This window comes from Actinacidiphila glaucinigra, from assembly GCF_900188405.1.
In the GTDB taxonomy this organism is placed as follows: domain Bacteria; phylum Actinomycetota; class Actinomycetes; order Streptomycetales; family Streptomycetaceae; genus Actinacidiphila; species Actinacidiphila glaucinigra.
On the sequence record NZ_FZOF01000003.1, the window covers coordinates 187,053 to 203,898 of the forward strand.

At 73.6% G+C, this 16,846-nt stretch carries 17 protein-coding genes; 7 read left to right on the forward strand and 10 right to left on the reverse strand.

What is annotated here, in order from left to right; genetic code table 11:
• Positions 1 to 93 precede the first annotated feature (93 nt).
• Positions 94 to 1,185, forward strand: coding sequence for a PP2C family protein-serine/threonine phosphatase (locus CHF15_RS07600; protein WP_089222863.1), 1,092 nt, complete (start codon positions 94 to 96; stop codon positions 1,183 to 1,185).
• A gap of 41 nt (positions 1,186 to 1,226) precedes the next feature.
• Here CHF15_RS07600 and CHF15_RS07605 read toward each other — a convergent pair whose 3' ends face one another.
• The gene (locus CHF15_RS07605; RefSeq protein WP_089223120.1) at positions 1,227 to 2,318 is read right to left on the reverse strand and encodes a LacI family DNA-binding transcriptional regulator; all 1,092 of its coding nucleotides are present in this window, start codon (positions 2,316 to 2,318) and stop codon (positions 1,227 to 1,229) included.
• Positions 2,319 to 2,575: 257 nt separating this feature from the next.
• Here CHF15_RS07605 and CHF15_RS07610 point away from each other — a divergent pair, with 257 nt between their 5' ends.
• A complete protein-coding gene (locus CHF15_RS07610) occupies positions 2,576 to 3,625 on the forward strand; it encodes a hypothetical protein (RefSeq protein ID WP_089222864.1) in 1,050 nt (349 codons plus the stop codon).
• Here CHF15_RS07610 and CHF15_RS07615 read toward each other — a convergent pair.
• From CHF15_RS07615 to CHF15_RS07650, 8 genes are all read right to left on the reverse strand, one after another.
• On the reverse strand, positions 3,569 to 4,714 hold the full coding sequence (locus CHF15_RS07615) for an ARPP-2 domain-containing protein (protein ID WP_089222865.1): 1,146 nt from the start codon (positions 4,712 to 4,714) through the stop codon (positions 3,569 to 3,571). The genes CHF15_RS07610 and CHF15_RS07615 overlap by 57 nt on opposite strands.
• Entirely contained in the window at positions 4,711 to 6,153 is a 1,443-nt protein-coding gene (locus tag CHF15_RS07620) for a hypothetical protein (protein WP_089222866.1), read from the reverse strand. Before CHF15_RS07620 ends, CHF15_RS07615 begins: the two co-directional genes overlap by 4 nt.
• Positions 6,154 to 6,412: 259 nt before the next feature.
• Positions 6,413 to 7,798: an 8-oxoguanine deaminase gene (locus tag CHF15_RS07625; protein WP_089222867.1), complete on the reverse strand. Its 1,386-nt coding sequence runs from the start codon at positions 7,796 to 7,798 to the stop codon at positions 6,413 to 6,415.
• An 11-nt stretch (positions 7,799 to 7,809) separates the two neighbouring features.
• On the reverse strand, positions 7,810 to 8,697 hold the full coding sequence (gene pucL, locus CHF15_RS07630) for a factor-independent urate hydroxylase (RefSeq protein ID WP_089222868.1): 888 nt from the start codon (positions 8,695 to 8,697) through the stop codon (positions 7,810 to 7,812).
• Between the two features lie 7 nt (positions 8,698 to 8,704).
• The gene (gene uraH, locus CHF15_RS07635; protein WP_089222869.1) at positions 8,705 to 9,097 is read right to left on the reverse strand and encodes a hydroxyisourate hydrolase; all 393 of its coding nucleotides are present in this window, start codon (positions 9,095 to 9,097) and stop codon (positions 8,705 to 8,707) included.
• Complete coding sequence (gene uraD, locus CHF15_RS07640; RefSeq protein WP_089222870.1) at positions 9,094 to 9,606, reverse strand: 2-oxo-4-hydroxy-4-carboxy-5-ureidoimidazoline decarboxylase; 513 nt, start codon at positions 9,604 to 9,606, stop codon at positions 9,094 to 9,096. Before uraD ends, uraH begins: the two co-directional genes overlap by 4 nt.
• A gap of 80 nt (positions 9,607 to 9,686) precedes the next feature.
• The gene (locus CHF15_RS07645) at positions 9,687 to 10,079 is read right to left on the reverse strand and encodes a helix-turn-helix domain-containing protein (protein WP_089222871.1); all 393 of its coding nucleotides are present in this window, start codon (positions 10,077 to 10,079) and stop codon (positions 9,687 to 9,689) included.
• The gene (locus CHF15_RS07650; protein WP_089222872.1) at positions 10,076 to 10,327 is read right to left on the reverse strand and encodes a hypothetical protein; all 252 of its coding nucleotides are present in this window, start codon (positions 10,325 to 10,327) and stop codon (positions 10,076 to 10,078) included. The genes CHF15_RS07645 and CHF15_RS07650 overlap by 4 nt, the downstream gene beginning before the upstream one ends.
• Before the next feature lie 118 nt (positions 10,328 to 10,445).
• On the opposite strand from CHF15_RS07650, the gene CHF15_RS07655 reads away from it, so the two are divergent.
• The 4 genes from CHF15_RS07655 to CHF15_RS07670 all read left to right on the forward strand — a co-directional run bounded on the left by CHF15_RS07655 (position 10,446) and on the right by CHF15_RS07670 (position 13,916).
• Positions 10,446 to 11,276: a TIM barrel protein gene (locus CHF15_RS07655; protein WP_089222873.1), complete on the forward strand. Its 831-nt coding sequence runs from the start codon at positions 10,446 to 10,448 to the stop codon at positions 11,274 to 11,276.
• Positions 11,277 to 11,291: 15 nt separating this feature from the next.
• Entirely contained in the window at positions 11,292 to 12,191 is a 900-nt protein-coding gene (locus CHF15_RS07660) for a 2-hydroxy-3-oxopropionate reductase (protein ID WP_089222874.1), read from the forward strand.
• Positions 12,192 to 12,513: 322 nt separating this feature from the next.
• Positions 12,514 to 13,242, forward strand: coding sequence for a hypothetical protein (locus CHF15_RS07665; protein ID WP_089222875.1), 729 nt, complete (start codon positions 12,514 to 12,516; stop codon positions 13,240 to 13,242).
• A gap of 128 nt (positions 13,243 to 13,370) precedes the next feature.
• Positions 13,371 to 13,916 (forward strand): EF-hand domain-containing protein, encoded by a 546-nt coding sequence (locus CHF15_RS07670; RefSeq protein WP_089222876.1) that lies wholly within the window; start codon positions 13,371 to 13,373, stop codon positions 13,914 to 13,916.
• 114 nt (positions 13,917 to 14,030) lie between these two features.
• Here the strand turns inward: CHF15_RS07670 and gcl are convergent, their stop codons facing one another.
• Positions 14,031 to 15,818 carry a glyoxylate carboligase gene (gcl, locus tag CHF15_RS07675; RefSeq protein WP_089222877.1) on the reverse strand — a complete coding sequence of 596 codons (1,788 nt, stop codon included), beginning with the start codon at positions 15,816 to 15,818 and terminating at the stop codon, positions 14,031 to 14,033.
• Between the two features lie 235 nt (positions 15,819 to 16,053).
• Here gcl and CHF15_RS07680 point away from each other — a divergent pair, with 235 nt between their 5' ends.
• A complete protein-coding gene (locus CHF15_RS07680) occupies positions 16,054 to 16,830 on the forward strand; it encodes an LppU/SCO3897 family protein (protein WP_143681536.1) in 777 nt (258 codons plus the stop codon).
• Positions 16,831 to 16,846: the final 16 nt, after the last annotated feature.

Consider the following 16,846-nt stretch of genomic DNA (forward strand, 5'->3'; position numbering starts at 1 on the left):
CCCGCGGGGACCGCCACGACTGGCCACGCGACGGGACCACGGCGACCCTGGGATCCAGCCCGGCGGCCCGACAGCGACGGCAGGAGCACACGCGTGGCGAGTGGGGGCGAGGACCTCACCGACGAAGGACGCGACGTCCTGCGGTACGTCCGGCTGCTCCCCGTCGTGCTGCTCGTCGGCGGCTTCCTGGTCGACTACCTGACCCCCGCCCAGTTCAGCGCCACCGCCTTCTACTCCGTCGCCCCCATGCTCGCCGCCCCCCTGATGTCCCTGCCCGGCACCGTGCTGGTCGGAGTGGGCGCCATCGCCGCCGACGCGGGCATCCTCGCCCACTTCGGATACATCGGCGGCCCCGGCGGCATCAGCGAACTGCTGTCGATCTGCGCCGTCGCCGTCGTCGCCGTGTTCATCAACCGCCTGCTCCACGTCCGCGAGGTACGGCTGCGCTCCGCGCGCAGCGTCGCCGCCGCCGTGCAACGCGCCGTGCTGCCCGTTCCGCCGCGGCAGGTCGGGCTGTACCGCATCGCCGCCCGCTACGAGACCGCCGAGGCCGAGGCGGAGATCGGCGGCGACCTCTACGCCGTCCAGGACACCCCCTACGGGCTGCGCTGCATCATGGGCGACGTACGCGGCAAGGGCATGGCGGCCGTGGAGGCGGCCACCGTCGTGCTCGGCGCGTTCCGCATGGCCGCCGACGAGGAACCCACCCTCGCGGGGGTGGCGGCCCGCATGGACCGGGCGCTGTGGCGCGAGGCCGAACGCCGCGAGGGCATGGACCGCCTGGAATGGTTCGTCACCGCCGTCCTCGCCGAATTCCCGGCCGACGGCACCGGGCTGCGCCTGGTCAACCGCGGGCACCCGCCCCCACTGGTGCTGCACCAGGGCGCCGTGCGCTGCGCCGAACCGGCCGGCCACGCCCTGCCCCTCGGAATGGGCCTGTGCGAGGCCGCCGACCGCGTCGACACCGTCCCCTTCCCGCCCGGTTCCACCCTGCTCATGCACACCGACGGCGTCACCGAGGCCCGCGACGCCGACGGCACCTTCTACGACCCCGTCACCCGGCTGGACGGCGTGGCCTTCGCCGGCCCCGCCGAACTGCTCGACGCGCTCCTGGACGACGTCCACGCACACACCGGCGGCCCCCGCAGCGACGACATGGCACTCCTGGCGGTCTGCCACTTCTGACCCGCCCGCGCCTCCGTGCCGAACCCGGCCTTCGGCGCCGCTCAGGCCCCGTACGCCGCCCCGCAGGAGGACCGCACCCGCAGCGAGGGCAGCAGATCCACGTGCCGGCGCGGCGAAGACGCCCCGCCCGCCGCGACGCGCTCCAGCAGCAGGGCGACGGCCGCCTCCCCCACCGCCCGCTTGGGCGCCGCGACCGCCGTCAGCGGCGGATCCGCCAGACCGGCCGCCTGGTCGTCATGGACCACGACCGCCAGATCCTCCGGGACACGCAGCCCCAGCGCCTTCAACCGCGAGACCACCATGACCGCCAGTTCGTCACCGTGCATCAGCACCGCGTGCACCCCGTGCTCCTCCACCAGCCCCCGCACGTGCCGCACCGTCACGTCCACCCGCTCCGCCTCCGGCAGCTCCGGCGGCGCGGTGTACGGCGACCCGGGGGCCGGGGCCAGCCCCAGCGCCTCCACCGCGGCCGCGTACCCCGACCGCAACTGCCCGGCGTGCGCGGTCTCCTGGAGCACCAGCGCGACCGAGCCGTGCCCCAGTGCCGCAAGGTGCCGCACCGCCATGGCCGCCCCCTGCGCCGAGTCCGTCCGCACCCGGTCCAGCTCGGCGGCCTGGCTCCCGGGCGGCGCCAGCCGCTCCACCAGCACCAGCGGCACCGCGCGCTCGGCGATCCGGGCCCCGCACCCGGGGGCGGGCGTCCAGCCCGGGGTCAGCAGCAGCCCGTCCACCCCGGAGGCGACCAGCCGGCCGGCCTGCTCCTCGTCGCCCTCGGCCACGTAGCCGGACAGGCCCAGGACCAGCCGCCCGCCGCGGGCCTCCAGGGCCTCCCGGGCGCCCTGCACGATCTCGCCGAACGAGTAGTCGAGGGTGGGCACCACCATGCCGACCACGAGCCCCTCGGCATCCCGCGCCCCCGCCAGAGCGGGCTCCCTCACGCCCCCGGCGGCGGGCCCCAGGACGGAGCCGTGGACCCGGCGCAGCCGGCCCTGCTCGGCCAGCGTCTCCACGTCCCGGCGCACGGTCACGGTCGACACGCCCAGCTCGTCGGCGAGGTCGGACACGCGGAGGGTGCCGCGCTGGCGGACCAACTCCAGTACCCGTTCGTGGCGCTGGTCGACGTGGAGTCGCACGGTGTTCCCCTTGGTGCTCCGGGCGGGCGGTGTCGCGAGCCGCTGCTGCCACGCACTGTACGCACTGCGCGTGCGGCGGTGATCCACAGGTTTCTACCGGTCGGGCTCCGCCGGCGGCAACGGCCGCGGAGCGGGGACCGCGCGGACGCGTCGGAGGCGGCGCGCGGGCCCTCGGGAGGATCTCGACCCTCGCATTACTTCTTGCTCCACCTGCTTGCCGCTCCCCGTCTGTCACACCCTGCCCCTACGCTGCTGCCGTGACCGCGCCCGCTCTCCACCAGCTCCGCGCCGCCCTGGAACGCGCCCTCGCCGACCCGGCCATCGCCACCTCCCGCTCCCGGGAGGAACGGCTGCGGAAAGCCGCCGCGGTGCTGGAGCGCGCGGCCGCCGACGTCCCGCCCCAGGCGCTGGGCGGCCTCGAAGAGCTGTTCGCCGACGCCGTCCTCGGCCACCCCGGACGGCCGGACACCGTGCTCGGCCGCATCGCGGCCGGTCTGTACCGCACCCGGGCGGGCCAGGTGGGCAGGCAGCTCACCCCCGCCAGCCAGCGCGACATCATGGACGGCATCGCCGACCTCAACCGGGCCGCCGGGCGCCCCGCGTTCGGGTGGCAGGCCCGCGGGATGCGCCCCTGGTCCAAGCACACCAAGGAGCCCCTGGACTTCACCGGGCACATCGTGCTGCGCCGGGCCCTGAGCACCCCCGTGGAGCCGCGCCGCGAGCCGTACCGGCTGCGGCTGCTGGCGGCGCTGGAGGTGCTGTGGGCGACGGCGGTGCCCCGCGAGGGCCTGGTGGCCGCGGACGTCACCGACCTGTCGGCGCAGGAGTCCCGCATCCGGCTCACCGTGAACCTGCCCGGCCGCACGGCGGCTACGCGGCAGGATTTCGCGCTGCCCCGGTCGGCGCGGACGGCGCTGCGGCTCTGGCTGCCGGTGCGCCGGGAGGTCGTCGCCCGGCACCTGGACGCGGGGCCGGACCATCCCGCGAACCAGGCCCTGTTCGTCACCCTGCGGCACACCGTGGCCGAACCGGCCTCGGGGGCGGCCCGGATGGTGCCGCCCGGGATCCGCATCACCGGGAACGGGCTGGAGACCGACTACAGCAAGTGGGCGCGCGGGCTCAACGGCGACCACGCCGGGCAGAAGGGCTGGCCGGTGCCGACCGACCTGTACACCATCTCCCGCGGCGGCGCGGTCCGGCGCGAGGCCCAGGGCCGCTCCCAGGGGCGCGGCCCGTCGCGTCACGGAGGTTCAGCGGGTGCGGGCCCGCGCCCGGTGGCCGTCGAGGACGTCCTGCCGGAGCAGTGAGCCGAAGCCGGCGGAGTCCAGACGCCGGCCGAGTTGCGCCTCGTCGACCCCGAGGGCGGCCGCGGTGCGGGCCAGGTGCCAGTCGTGGGCGGCGAGGCGGTCGAGCAGATGGCCGCGGCGCGCCTGGCTCTCCGAGAGCCGGAAGGTCTTGAGATAGACGGTCCGGCCCCGCCGGTCCGTGACGGCCTCGCCGATGTGGTTCTCCCGCCCGGGGCGGAACTCCGGCAGGAACCGGGAGAGCGTGAAGGGGCCCATCCGGTACACCGTCCGCCAGGTGCGGGGCTGCTCCAGGAGCGCGGCGGCCATGGTCGTGTCGTGGAACCGCGCCCAGGCCCGCTCCTGTCCGGCCGCCGCGGCACGCAGCTCTGCCAGGGAGCGGATGCCCGTGCCGGGGATGCGGGCGCGGAACTCCGGGACAGGCGGCATCAGCGTGGCGTAGTGGTGGACGAGTTCGCCGTAGAGGTCCTGCACGAGGGTCGGGTGCAGCGCGCGGTAGTCGTCGGGGTGCGGCACGACGAAGGCCGCGGCCAGGGCGTCGGCGACGTAGAGCAGGACGCCGCACTGGCCGGGGTGGATCTCGAAGACCCGCAGCGCGTCGGCGAGTCCGCGCACCTCGGCCCCCGTGTACGCCTCCTCCGCGCGCGGGGACAGGCCCCGGCGCAGCGCGCGCTGCGACCATTCCTCCCAGGCGACCGAGGGGCCGCCGAAGTGCAGTGCCAGATAGCCCTCCAGCGCGAGGTGCAGGGGCAGGAAGCGCAGCCGGCCCTTGGCCTCGCGCCGGGCCATCCGGCGGTGCATGCGCAGGGCGCCCGTGGCGGGGCGCGCGTCGTCCGCGCCCTCGGCCAGCTGCGTCCCGTAGGCCGCGGCCGGGGTTCCGTCACCGGTCCAGGTGGCGACGAACGCGTGCGGGATGTACGAGACGTACGCGTGCCGCGGGCCGGCCTGCACGACGGACGGCCCGTCGGTGAGGATCCTCGGGTGCAGCCGCAGGTCCTCGACGGGCTGTTCGCGTACCAGCGGGACCAGGCGCACGGCGCCCCAGACCTGGGAGGGGCGGGTGTCCAGGCCGGTCAGGTCGAGTGCGGTCATCGGGTGTGCTCCCCCCGGTGGGTTCGGTCGAGCAGTCGTCGCGCGCGGGCGTCGAGGTAGGCGGCCAGTTCGGCCGGGCCGGTGCGGCCCTCGGCGAACTGGGCGAGTTCGACGAGCGCGGGCAGGTCCTCGGCGTCGCGGATGCCTGCCGTGGCCACGGCCGGGGACAGCCGGAGCACGTCGAAGTCCTCGGCGTCGTAGACCGGGTTGAGGTGCACGACCTCGGTGCGGCGGCCGGGGTCGATGCGGGTGCGCCACACGCGGAGCACCTCGCCGGCCAGGCCCGGGGGCGCGTTGTCCCAGCCGTCGGAGACGATCAGCAGCCGGGACGGCCCGGTCTCCAGCGCGTCCAGGATCCGCCGGCCCAGCGGCGTCGCCCCGTACGGACGGACGAGCAGGGCGTCGGTCCGCCCGGACGTCCACAGCCCGGTGTACTCGCAGGCGAGCGCGGCGAGCAGGTGGTGGCAGGCCAGGGCGACGGCCAGCGGCCGGCGGCGCTTGGTGCCCGAACCCGAGGCGGAGAAGCTGTCGTCGAGGACGGCGGCGACCCGCCCCCAGCTTCCCCGGTGCTCCCCGGCCACCCGTACGGCGGCCGCGTCCAGGGCCCCGGTCAGTTCCCGGCGCCGCCGCAGGCGCTCCTCGACCGGCAGCGAGAGCACGTAGGAGGCGAGCCGGGTCAGGGGCATGCGGTCCAGGGCGGCCGGCACCGCGCCCGCCTCGTGCCGCCGGGCGGACTCCTGCAGCCGCAGGGTCTCCAGGCGCGTCATGCGCGGGGCGATGCGCTCCAGGAACACCTCGCGCGGCACACCGTGCTTCGCGGCGAAGCCCTCGGCGACGGTGTAGGGCAGTTCGTACAGGGCGTCCTGCGCGAAGTGCGCGCGGCGCCAGGCCTCCAGGAGCGGTGTGTCGTACCGGCCCCGGCTCAGCGGCCGGAACACGAACGTGCCCAGTTCCTCCCCCGTGGGGGCGAGATGGGCGTGCCGCAGCGCCCGCTTGAACCCGCCGCGGTACTTCACGGCGTCGAAGGCCGGGTCCGGGCGGGCGGCGATCCAGTCGCGGATGATCGCCCTCGTCCGCCGGTTGTTCACCCCGGCCCGGCGCAGGGCGCCGAAGATCCCGTACACGCGCTGCGGCGGCAGCAGGGCCAGACGGCAGGCGATGAGCCGGCCCTCGGTGCGGCGCTGTTCCGCGCCGGCCTCGGCGGCGGTCTCCAGCAGGCGGCGGACGATCAGTGCCGCGTTGTGGTCGTTGATGTCGAGGGCGAGGACCCCGGCGTACAGGTCGCGGTAGTTGCCCAGCATGTACGCGTGGAGGAAGTCCAGCGACAGCCGCTGCTCCCCCGCGCCGGAACGGAACTCGCGCTGGCCGGTCGCGGTGATCGCCGCGTTGACGAACAGCAGCACGTCCTCGGCGGCGACGGCCGCCCCCCGCTCGCTCATGGCGTCGGCTCCCCCTGTCTTGGACGCCGGCCGGGGAATGGGGGCACGAGCAGCGAATCATTGCTTCAGAGGCAGGTTCCGGAAGTCGCACCGTAGTCCCGCGGCCGGCACGGCGACCGTAACAGAGCCGGTGCGGGGTGCTCCAACGGGATTCCCGGCCGGGCGCGGGGTTCGCCGGGTCCCGCCCCGGCGGGGGCGGGACCCGGCACCGGTCGGAGGGCCGTCCCTCCCCCGACCGGGGTCCGCGGGTGAGCGGTGATCAGCCGGTCAGGCCCGCGATCCGGGCGAGCCGCCGGGCCTGCTCGCGGGTGGCGCGCGCGATGGCGTCCTCGTCGGCGGTGACGAGGCGGCCGTCCTCGACCACCGGCCGGCCGTTCACCAGGGAGAGGGTGACGGGGGCGGCCGCGCCGAGGACGAGGGCGGCGACGGGGTCGGCGATCGAGGCGTGGGCGAGGGTGTCCATCCGCCACAGGACGAGGTCGGCGAGCTTGCCAGCCTCCAGGGAGCCGATCTCGCCGGCCCGGCCGAGCACCCGGGCCCCGCCGTACGTGCCGAGGCGCAGCGCCTGACGGGCGGTCAGTGCCGCCTCGCGGTGCGCGCCGAGGCGGTTGATGAGCAGCGCGTTGCGCAACTCGGTGTGCAGCTCGCCCGATTCGTTGGACGCGGTGCCGTCCACACCGAGCCCGACCGGGACGCCGGCCGCCAGCATGTCCGGCACGCGGGCGATGCCGGCGGCCAGGCGGGCGTTGGAGGACGGGCAGTGGGCGACGCCGGTCCGCGTGCGGGCGAAGGCGGCGATGTCGGAGTCGGCCATGTGGACGCAGTGCGCCATCCACACGTCCTCGCCGAGCCAGCCGGTGGACTCGAAGTAGTCCGTGGGGCCCATGCCGAACAGTTCCCTGCAGAACTGCTCCTCCTCCACGGTCTCACTACCGTGGGTGTGCAGCCGCACGCCCTTGCGCCGGGCGAGTTCGGCTCCCTGGCGCAGCAGTTCGGTGGAGACCGAGAACGGTGAGCAGGGGGCGACGGCGATCCGCGTCATGGCGCCGAACGAGGCGTCGTGGTGCTTGTCGATCGTCTCCTCGGTGGCGGCGAGGGCGTCGTCGAGGGTCTCGACCGCGAAGTCCGGGGGCAGTCCGCCGTCGGACTCGCCGCGGTCCATCGAGCCGCGGGCGAGGGTGAAGCGCACCCCCATGCCGGCGGCGGCCCGGATGATGGAGCCGGACAGGTCGCCCGTGCCGCGGGGGAAGACGTAGTGGTGGTCCATGGCGGTGGTGACGCCGCCGCGGGCCATCATCGCCAGGGAGCCCTGGGCGGCCGCGTGGGTCATCGCCTCGTCGATGCGGGCCCAGGTGGGGTAGAGGGCGACGAGCCAGTCGAAGAGGTTGTGGTCGGTGGCCAGCCCCCGGGTGATCCACTGGTAGAAGTGGTGGTGGGTGTTGACCAGGCCCGGGGTGAGCAGGTGGCCGGTGCCGTCCACCCGCCGTACGACGCCCTCCAGTCCCGCGGGGGCCGGTCCCGGGCCGACGGACTCGATGCGGTCGCCGGCGACGACGAGGTGGCCGGCCGGGTACTCGGTGCCGTCCGCGTCGACGGTGGCGACGGCGCAGTTCTCGATGACGATGCGCTCTGCTGGGGCGGTCATGGTGTGGCCTCTCAGTCCGTCACCGGGATGCGGGGCTCGGCTCCGTCGCGCAGGACCGTGCCCTCGATGAGGCCGTAGGGGCGGTCGGCCGCGAAGTACACCGCGCTGTCGGGGGTGTCGTTCTTGAGGCCGAACGGCTCCAGGTCGACGAGGAAGTGGTGCTTGTTGGGAAGCGAGAGCCGTACCTCGTCGATCTCGGGGCGGTGCTCGAGCACGCGGTCGCCCATCGCGTACAGCGTCTGCTGCAGGGAGAGCGAGTAGGTGCCGGCGAAGGCGTCGAGGAGGTGCCCGCGGACCTCGGCCCAGGACTCCTGCCACTGCGGGGCGGGGTCCTCGTCGCGGGCCCAGTGGAACCGCCAGCGGGCGCTGACCTCGGTGGCCAGGACGCGGTCGCGGGTCTCCGGCAGCGTGGTGTAGCGGTCCTTGACGAAGCCCCAGAACTCGGAGTCGGTGGTGTTCATGACCACCAGGTCCTTCAGCCCGGAGACGACCTGCCAGCGCGCGCCGTCGAAGGTGACCTCGGTGGTGCGGGTCTCGCGTCCGCCGCGGACGAAGGAGTGCTCCGGCGTGATCCGCTCCCAGTCGTACTCCTCGATGCGGATCCTGGCCCGCTCGATGGACTCCTGTCCGGTGACGAAGTGCCGGGCGAGGTGGATGCCGAACTGCTCGGCGGAGTCGATGCCGTGCTGCTTGGCGAAGGCGAAGACGGTGTTCTTGGTGGTGTCGGTGGGCAGCACGGCGGCGTTGCTGCCGGAAGTGTGGACGTCGTCCATCGCGCCGGACAGGGCGACGGAGACGTTGAGGTCCTTGACGTGGTGGGTCGCGCCGTCGCGGGTGACGCGGACGACGCGGGTCTCCGCCTTGCCGTACTGGTTCTGGCCGAGCCGGGTGGGCGACATGTCGGTGCTAGCTCCCTCGGTATACGGAGTAGCCGAACGGGTTGAGCAGCAGCGGTACGTGGTAGTGCTCGCCCGGCTCGACGGCGAAGACGATCGCCACCTCCGGGAAGAAGGCTCCGCTGTCCCTGGTGCGGGGGGCGTCCTGCTGGTCCTCGGCTCGACTGCGGTGGTCGGTGCTCTGGCGGGTGAGGTAGGGCTCGGTGGCGAACTCCAGCCGTACGTGGCTCGTGCCCTGCGGCGGGTCGGGCAGGTCCTTGCAGCGGCCGTCGGCGTCGGTCTCCGAGGTGCCGTGCGGGACCCAGGGGGCACCGCTTCCGGCACGTACCGCCAGGGTGACGGCGACGCCCCGCGCGGGGCGGCCGGCGCTGGTGTCCAGGACGTGCGTGGACACGGAGGTCATGCGGGGTCCTCCTTCGCGGCCTCGACGAGCCGGGTGAGGCGGAGGCGGTTGATCCTTCCCAGTTCGGTGCGGACGGTCTCGCGCTCGGTGCCGGGGTCGTTGCCGATGCGCTCCTTGAGCGCGGCCAGCATCTGGTCGCCGGTCCTGCCGGTGGCGCAGATGAGGAAGACGTGGCCGTGCCGCTCCTGGTAGGCGAGGTTCAGTGCGAGCAGTTCCTCGCGCTGGGAGTCCCGCACCCCGCCCTGCTCGCGGGCGGAGACCGGGTCACCGGGCCGGGGGCGGCCGATCGGCGGGTGGCCCGCCATCGCCTCGGCCAGGTCGTCCGGCGTGAGGTCGGCCGTCGCGTCGTCGGAGGCGGCGAGCAGCGCGTCAAGGGTGTCGTACGGGCGGGCCGCCGTGACGGCGGCACCCCAGGAGCGGCTCGCGCAGACCTCGTGCAGCAGCGCGATCGCCTCCGGTCCGCCGGCGGCGTTGAACCGGGCCAGGCCCGGGGATGGGCTGGAAGTCACAAGGGCACGCTAGGAGCGCCCACCGCATGACGTCAACAGTTTGTTGAAAAGTCGCTGCCCGCAACGCCCGGACGGACGCCTCACGCGGTGCTCTGGCGGCCGCCCTTCGCCGCGTTCTCCCTGTTGAGGTAGTTGTAGACGGTGAAGCGGCTCACGCCGAGCGCCGAGGCGACCGTCTCCACCCCGTGCCGCACCGAGAAGGCACCGCGCTCCTCCAGGATGCGGACGACCGTCTGCTTCTCCTTGCGCTCCAGTTCCGACAGCGCCTTGCCGTGCCGCCTCTCGAGGTCGGCCAGGATGTGGTCGAGCGAGTCCGCGAGGTGCGGCAGCCGTACGGCGACGACCTCCGCGCCCTGCCAGCTGAGCACGACGTCGTCACCGCGCGCCTCGCCGGGAGGCACCAGTTCCGCGCCCATGGCGTCGGCGAGCGGCTTGATCGCCGCGCTGAACGGATGCTCGGCAGGCCCGGTCACCGGTCCGCCTCGCCGAGGACGTTGACCTGCAGCGACACCCGGGTCGCGCCGGCCTCCAGGGTGCGCCGCAGCAGATCGCCGACCACGGCCACCACCTGCTCCGTGCCGCCCTCGGCCGAGTTGCCGAAGGGCCCGACGTCGACGGCGTCGAGCCCGGCAGCCTCCAGGACCTCGCGGCCCACCACGGCGTGCCGCGGGGGCTCGTCCAGGTCGAACGGCTCGGTGGTGAATTCGAGTCTCAGGCGCACGCCTTCAACCTAGCTGGTCAGCGGCTTTCCGGAACATCCCTCTTGACAGCCGCCGTCCGGCTCATGGAGTCTTCCGTTAGGTAGAAACAAGTTTCCGTATTACGGAAGGGCGCAGGCGATGGGCTTCGACTCCACGCGCTTCGATGTGAACCTCTCGATCCTCTTCACCGAACTCCCGCTCCTGGAGCGCCCCGCGGCCGCCGCCGCGGCCGGCTTCTCCGCGGTCGAGCTGTGGTGGCCGTGGACCCGGATGCCGAGCCCTCCGCAGTCCGAACTCGACGCCCTGCGCGACGCGCTGCGGGAGGCCGGCACCCAACTGGTGGGCCTCAACTTCTACGCCGGCGAACTCCCCGGCCCCGACCGCGGCGCCCTGTCCGTGCCGGGCGAGGAGTCCGCGCGCTTCCGCGCCAACATCGACGTCGCCGCCGACTTCGCCCACTCGGTGGGCTGCACGGCGCTCAACGCGCTGTACGGCAACCGCGTGGACGGCGTGAGCCCCGAGGCACAGGACGAACTCGCCCTGGAGAACCTGGTCCGGGCCGCGCACGCGGCCGACCGGGTCGGCGCGGTGCTGCTGGTCGAGACCCTCAACAAGCCGGAGTCGCCGCGCTATCCGCTGGTGAGCGCGGCCGCCGCGGTCGAGGTGGTCGACAAGGTCAACGCCGAGACGGGTCTGGGCAACGCCAGGTTCCTGCTCGACCTCTACCACCTGTCGATGAACGGCGAGGACCTGCCCGCCGCGATCGACGCCTACGCGGACCGCACCGGCCACGTCCAGATCGCCGACAATCCCGGCCGCGGCGCGCCCGGTACGGGCTCCCTGCCGCTGGCCGCCCTCCTGGGCCGGCTGCGCGACGCGGGCTACGACGGCTGGGTCGGCCTGGAGTACAAGCCGGGCCCGCAGGGCAGCGCCGCCTCCTTCGACTGGCTCGCCGACGCCGACAAGTAATCCGGAGAGGACATCATGACCACCTCACTTCCCACGGTCGCGTGGATCGGCCTCGGCATCATGGGCTCCCCGATGTCGGAGAACCTGATCAAGGCCGGGTACTCCGTCACCGGCCACACCCTGGAGCAGGACAAGCTCGACCGCCTGGCCGCAGCCGGCGGCACTCCCGCGGGCTCGATCGCGGAGGCCGTCAAGGACGCCGACGTCATCGTCACGATGGTCCCGGCCTCGCCCCAGGTGGAGGCCGTCGCCTACGGCGAGGACGGCATCCTGGCGAACGCCCGGCCGGGCGCGCTCCTGATCGACATGTCGTCGATCACCCCGCAGACCTCCGTCGACCTCGCCAAGGCCGCGGCCGCCAGGGGCATCCGGGTCCTGGACGCCCCCGTCTCGGGGGGCGAGGCCGGCGCCGTCGAGGCGGTGCTCTCGATCATGGTGGGCGGCGAGCGGGCAGACTTCGACGAGGCGCGGCCCCTGTTCGACGCCCTCGGCAGGACCGTCGTCCTGTGCGGTCCGCACGGCGCCGGGCAGACCGTCAAGGCGGCCAACCAGCTGATCGTGGCGGTGAACATCCAGGCGTGCGCCGAGGCCGTGGTCTTCCTGGAGAAGTCCGGGGTCGACCTGGCGGCGGCCCTGGAGGTGCTGAACGGGGGCCTCGCCGGATCCACGGTGCTGACCCGCAAGAAGCGCAACTTCCTCGACCGGGAGTACGCCCCGGGCTTCCGCATCGACCTGCACCACAAGGACATGGGCATCGTCACCGACGCCGCCCGCAACGTCGGCGCGGCCCTGCCGGTCGGCTCGGTGGTGGCGAACCTCGTCGCCTCGCTGCGGGCCCAGGGCGACGGCGGCCTGGACCACTCCGCCCTGCTGCGCGGCGTGGAGCGCCTGTCCGGCCGGCCGGTCGCCGGCTGACCCCCGACTTCCGGGCGGCGGCGCCCCGACCTGTCCTGTCGCGCCCGATGGGGCGCCGCCGCCCGGAACCACGAACGTCCGCGCCGCCGAGAGCTTCTGAGGGGTAGGTCGAGGCGGCGCGGGCCGGGCCCCGCCCGGGGACCCGAGCCGCGACCGGGCCGGACGCGGACCGGGTCCCCGGGCGGTGGTGTGTCCCGGGGCGACCGGGGACGCGAAGACGGGTGCGCGACGGGCTCCCCGTGCGGGACGATGGAGCGCAGGACCGTTCCGGCGAGCACCGCCGTCCCTCCGCACCGCCCGCACCGCCCAGGAGTCGCGAACCATGGCAGAGAGCGTGCCCGTGCGCTGTCCGGCCTGCCGCCGGGAGCACGCCTACACCGCACCCACCTTCCCCTGCGCCTGCGGCACGCCGCTGGCCCTGCCGATCCTTCGCGGGGGCGTCCCGCTGCAGATCCGCCACCGGTCCTGGGACGACTCCTGGGTGGCCATGCGCTGCCCTGACTGCGGACGCGACGACCAGTGGCCGCAGCCCGAACTCGGCTGCGACTGCGGGGCGGTGGTCCGGCTGCCGGTGGACACCCGGGCCCTGCGCGCGCCCGAGCGGCGCCCCGTCCCCCCGGTGCGGCAGACCGGCCCGGGGCCCTTGGCGGCGGCACCGCGGCCGCCGTTCCGGCCGGTGACCATCCGTACCGCGCGGGACGCCGTCACCGCCGCCGCGCAGTACCTCAAGTGGCTCGGCTTCGCGGGTGTGCGCACCGCGGGGGACCGCTCGGCCAACGGCATCGACCTGCGCGGCGACGGGGTCGTGGCCCAGGTCGACCCGACGACCCGGCCGACGCCGCTGCGGGACGTCGAGACCCTCTGGCTGAACTGCCTCAACGAGGACTCCACCGGCGCCTTCTTCTCGCTGGCCGGCTACGCCCACGACGCCCGGCTGCGCGCGGACCGGCTGGGGGTGCCGCTCTTCGTCATGGACCTCACCGGCACGCCGCAACCGGTCAACGACGCCGCCGACGCCCTGATCAGGACCGGCCCGCACGCCACACCCTGAACCGGGCCGAGCTCAGCCCAACCCTTCACCGTCCGTGGTCACTCGGGTCGCGCGACCGCCGCTCCCGGGGGAGTATCGAGAGGTTCCCCCTCCGTACGGCAACCCAGGACTACGTCAAGGACGCAGCGATGTCTACGGCCCTTCTGAAGCGCAAGCTCGACAAATCCTTCCGCCGTCTGGACACGGACGGCAACGGATATGCCGAGCGCGCCGACTTCCAGGACGTCGGCGCGCGGCTGATCCACGGCTTCGGCATGTCGCCCACCTCGCCCAAGGGCAAGGCGGTGGCGGTGCGCCTGGACGCCGTCTGGGCGGAGCTGGCGGCGTACGCCGACAGAGACCGCGACGGGCGGCTGTCCTCCGCGGAGTACCACCACGGGATGACCAAGGCCTTCATCGAGGGACCCGCCTTCGACCCCGTCTTCCATCCGGCGGCCGAGGCCGTCGCGCATCTGTGCGACACCGACGGCGACGGCCATGTCGTGCGGGGGGAGTTCGAGGTCCTGCAGCGGGCCTTCAACACCCCCGTCAGTGACATCGCCGCCGCCTTCAACCGCATCGACACCGACGGCGACGGCTGTGTGAGCACCGCCGAACTGGTGGCGGCCATCCGTGCCTACTACATCGGCACCGACCCCGAGGCTCCCGGCAACTGGCTCTTCGGGCCGCTGTAGGGCGGACCGGTCCGGGGCCCTCCGGGAGCCTGCCCGGGACGGTGTGTGTGGAGTCCGGCCGCCGCGCCCGGGAGGTCAGGACGTGGCGGCCGGTGGCACGGCGGTCGAACGGGCTCAGGAGCCCGTGAGCGGGATGATCTCGGTGGGCGCGTGGCCGGGTTCGGTGGCCAGCTCCTCGAACTCCACGACGTTGCCGATGTCGTTGGTGACGCTCATGGAGATGTTGGTGACCCGTTCCAGGATCGCCTCGACCACGACCGGCACCCGGTACTCGGCCGCGAGCTTCTTCGCCTGCTCGAAGGCGGCCCCGAGCCCGTCCGGGTCGGTGACCCGGATCGCCTTGCAGCCCAGGCCCTCGGCGACCTTGACGTGGTCGACGCCGTAGGCGCCCAGCTCGGGCGAGTTGACGTTCTCGAACTCCAGGTTGACCTCGAAGTCGATGTCGAACGCCCGCTGCGCCTGGCGGATCAGGCCCAGGTAGGCGTTGTTCACCAGTACGTGGACGTACGGGATCCGGTGCTGCGCGCCGACCGCGAGCTCCTCGATCATGAACTGGAAGTCGTAGTCGCCCGACAGGGCCACCACCGGAGACGACGGGTCGGCCTTCGCCACGCCCAGGGCGGCCGGCACGGTCCAGCCGAGGGGCCCGGCCTGGCCGCAGTTGATCCAGTGGCGCGGCCGGTAGACGTGCAGCATCTGCGCGCCGGCGATCTGGGAGAGGCCGATCGTGGTGACGTACCGGGTGTCGGGGCCGAAGGCGCGGTTCATCTCCTCGTACACGCGCTGCGGCTTCATCGGGATGTCGTCGAAGTGCGTACGGCGGTGCAGGGTCGCCTTGCGCTCCCGGGCGGAGGCGGCCCACTCGGAGCGGTCCGGCAGTTCACCGGCGGCCTTCAGTTCCCGGGCCACGTCGACGAACAGCTCCAGCGCGGCGCCGGCGTCGGAGGCGATCCCGTAGTCGGGGGCGAAGATCTTGCCGATCTGGGTGGGTTCGATGTCGACGTGCACGAAGGTGCGGCCCTTGGTGTAGACGTCGATCCGGCCCGTGTGGCGGTTGGCCCAGCGGTTGCCGATGCCGAGGACGAAGTCCGACTCCAGGAAGGTCGCGTTGCCGTAGCGGTGCGAGGTCTGCAGGCCGACCATGCCCGCGTTGAGGTCGTGGTCGTCCGGGATGGCGCCCCAGCCCATCAGGGTCGGCACCACCGGCGTGCCGGTCAGTTCGGCGAACTCCACCAGCAGACCGGCCGCGTCGGCGTTGATCACCCCGCCGCCCGCGACGATCATCGGCCGCTCGGCGGCGGCCATCATGGCGAGCGCCTTCTCGATCTGACGGCGGGTGGCGGTGGGCTTCCAGACCGGCAGCGGCTCGTAGGTGTCGGGGTCGAACTCGATCTCGGTGAGCTGGACGTCGACCGGCAGGTCGATCAGGACCGGGCCGGGGCGGCCGGAGCGCATGAGGTGGAACGCCTTCTGGAAGACCCCGGGGACCTGGGCCGCCTCCAGGACGGTGGTGGCCGCCTTGGTCACGGGCGCGGCGATGGACGCGATGTCCACGGCCTGGAAGTCCTCCTTGTGGATCACCGCGGTCGGCGCCTGGCCGGTGATGCACAGGATCGGGATCGAGTCGCCGGTCGCCGAGTAGAGGCCGGTGATCATGTCGGTGCCCGCGGGGCCCGATGTGCCGATGCAGACGCCGATGTTGCCGGGGGCGGTGCGCGTGTAGCCCTCGGCCATGTGGGAGGCGCCCTCCACGTGCCGGGCCAGCGTGTGCTGGATGCCGCCGGCGGCCTTGAGGGCGGCGTAGAAGGGGTTGATCGCGGCGCCGGGCACGCCGAACGCGGTGTCCACGCCCTCGCGCTTGAGGATCTCCACTGCCGCTCGGGCGGCGGTCATTCGAGGCATTCGGTCACTCCTGCGTCGTCCTGCGGTCCAGGTTGTCGCGCCCGGTGCTGCATTCCACATTGCGGAAGTGTTCTTTTGTCATGCGGAACTACTGCGAACATAGGGCGCCCCCGGCTCGCGGGTCAAGAAGGAGACGCCAAAGCCGTTCGACAATCCGCTCGATCGATGTCGGTACCACCCACTAGGGTTCCGCTCGCCCTTCACATCGGCTTCACACGGACCCCAGGTGATCTCCTTGACCACGCCGACGCCGTCGCCCGCACAGCCCCAGCCGTCCGCTCCCCCGCCGCAGGCGCCCGCGCACACGCAGACGCAGGCGGAGCCGCAGGCACCGGCGGCGCCCCCGGCCGCGCGGCCGAGGCCGCTGCCGCCCTTCGGGCAGGAGGTGCCGGGCTACGGACGCTCCTGCCTGTTCTGCGGCTCGGTGCCGGCGGTCCAGGCGACCGTCCGGGGCCACCAGGGCATGGTCGTGATGATGCGCTTCCTGAAGGTCCGGGCCCCGTTCTGCCGGCGCTGCGGCATCGCCACGCACCGCAAGATGGTGTCCGACAGCCTGGTGCAGGGCTGGTGGAGTCCGGCCTCGATGCTGCTCAACCCGCTCACCCTGCTGGTCAACCTGTTCCAGCGGTGGAGGATCAGCCGCCTGCCCGAGCCGGTCCCCGGCGCCCCCGGCACGCCCGCCGACCCCGGCCGGCCGATCCTGCTCCGCCCCACCGCCCTGGGCCTGCTGATACCCGTGCTGCTCATCGGTGCAGGCTGGTTGGTGCTCCACAACGACCCCGAGTTCGCCGAGGTCGGCGACTGCGTCCACAGCAACGGAGAAGTCCTCTTCCCGGACGTGACGGTCGTCGACTGCGGTTCGGCGGAGGCGCAGTTCGAGGTCGTCGGCCGCTTCGACAACACCACCGACACCGGCGGGTGCGCCGCCTACCCGCGCACGGTGGCCACGTTGCAGGCGGAACGCGGCTCGACCAAGTACGTGTTGTGCCTGGCGTCGAACGACAACACCTGACCGCCGCCCGCGCTGA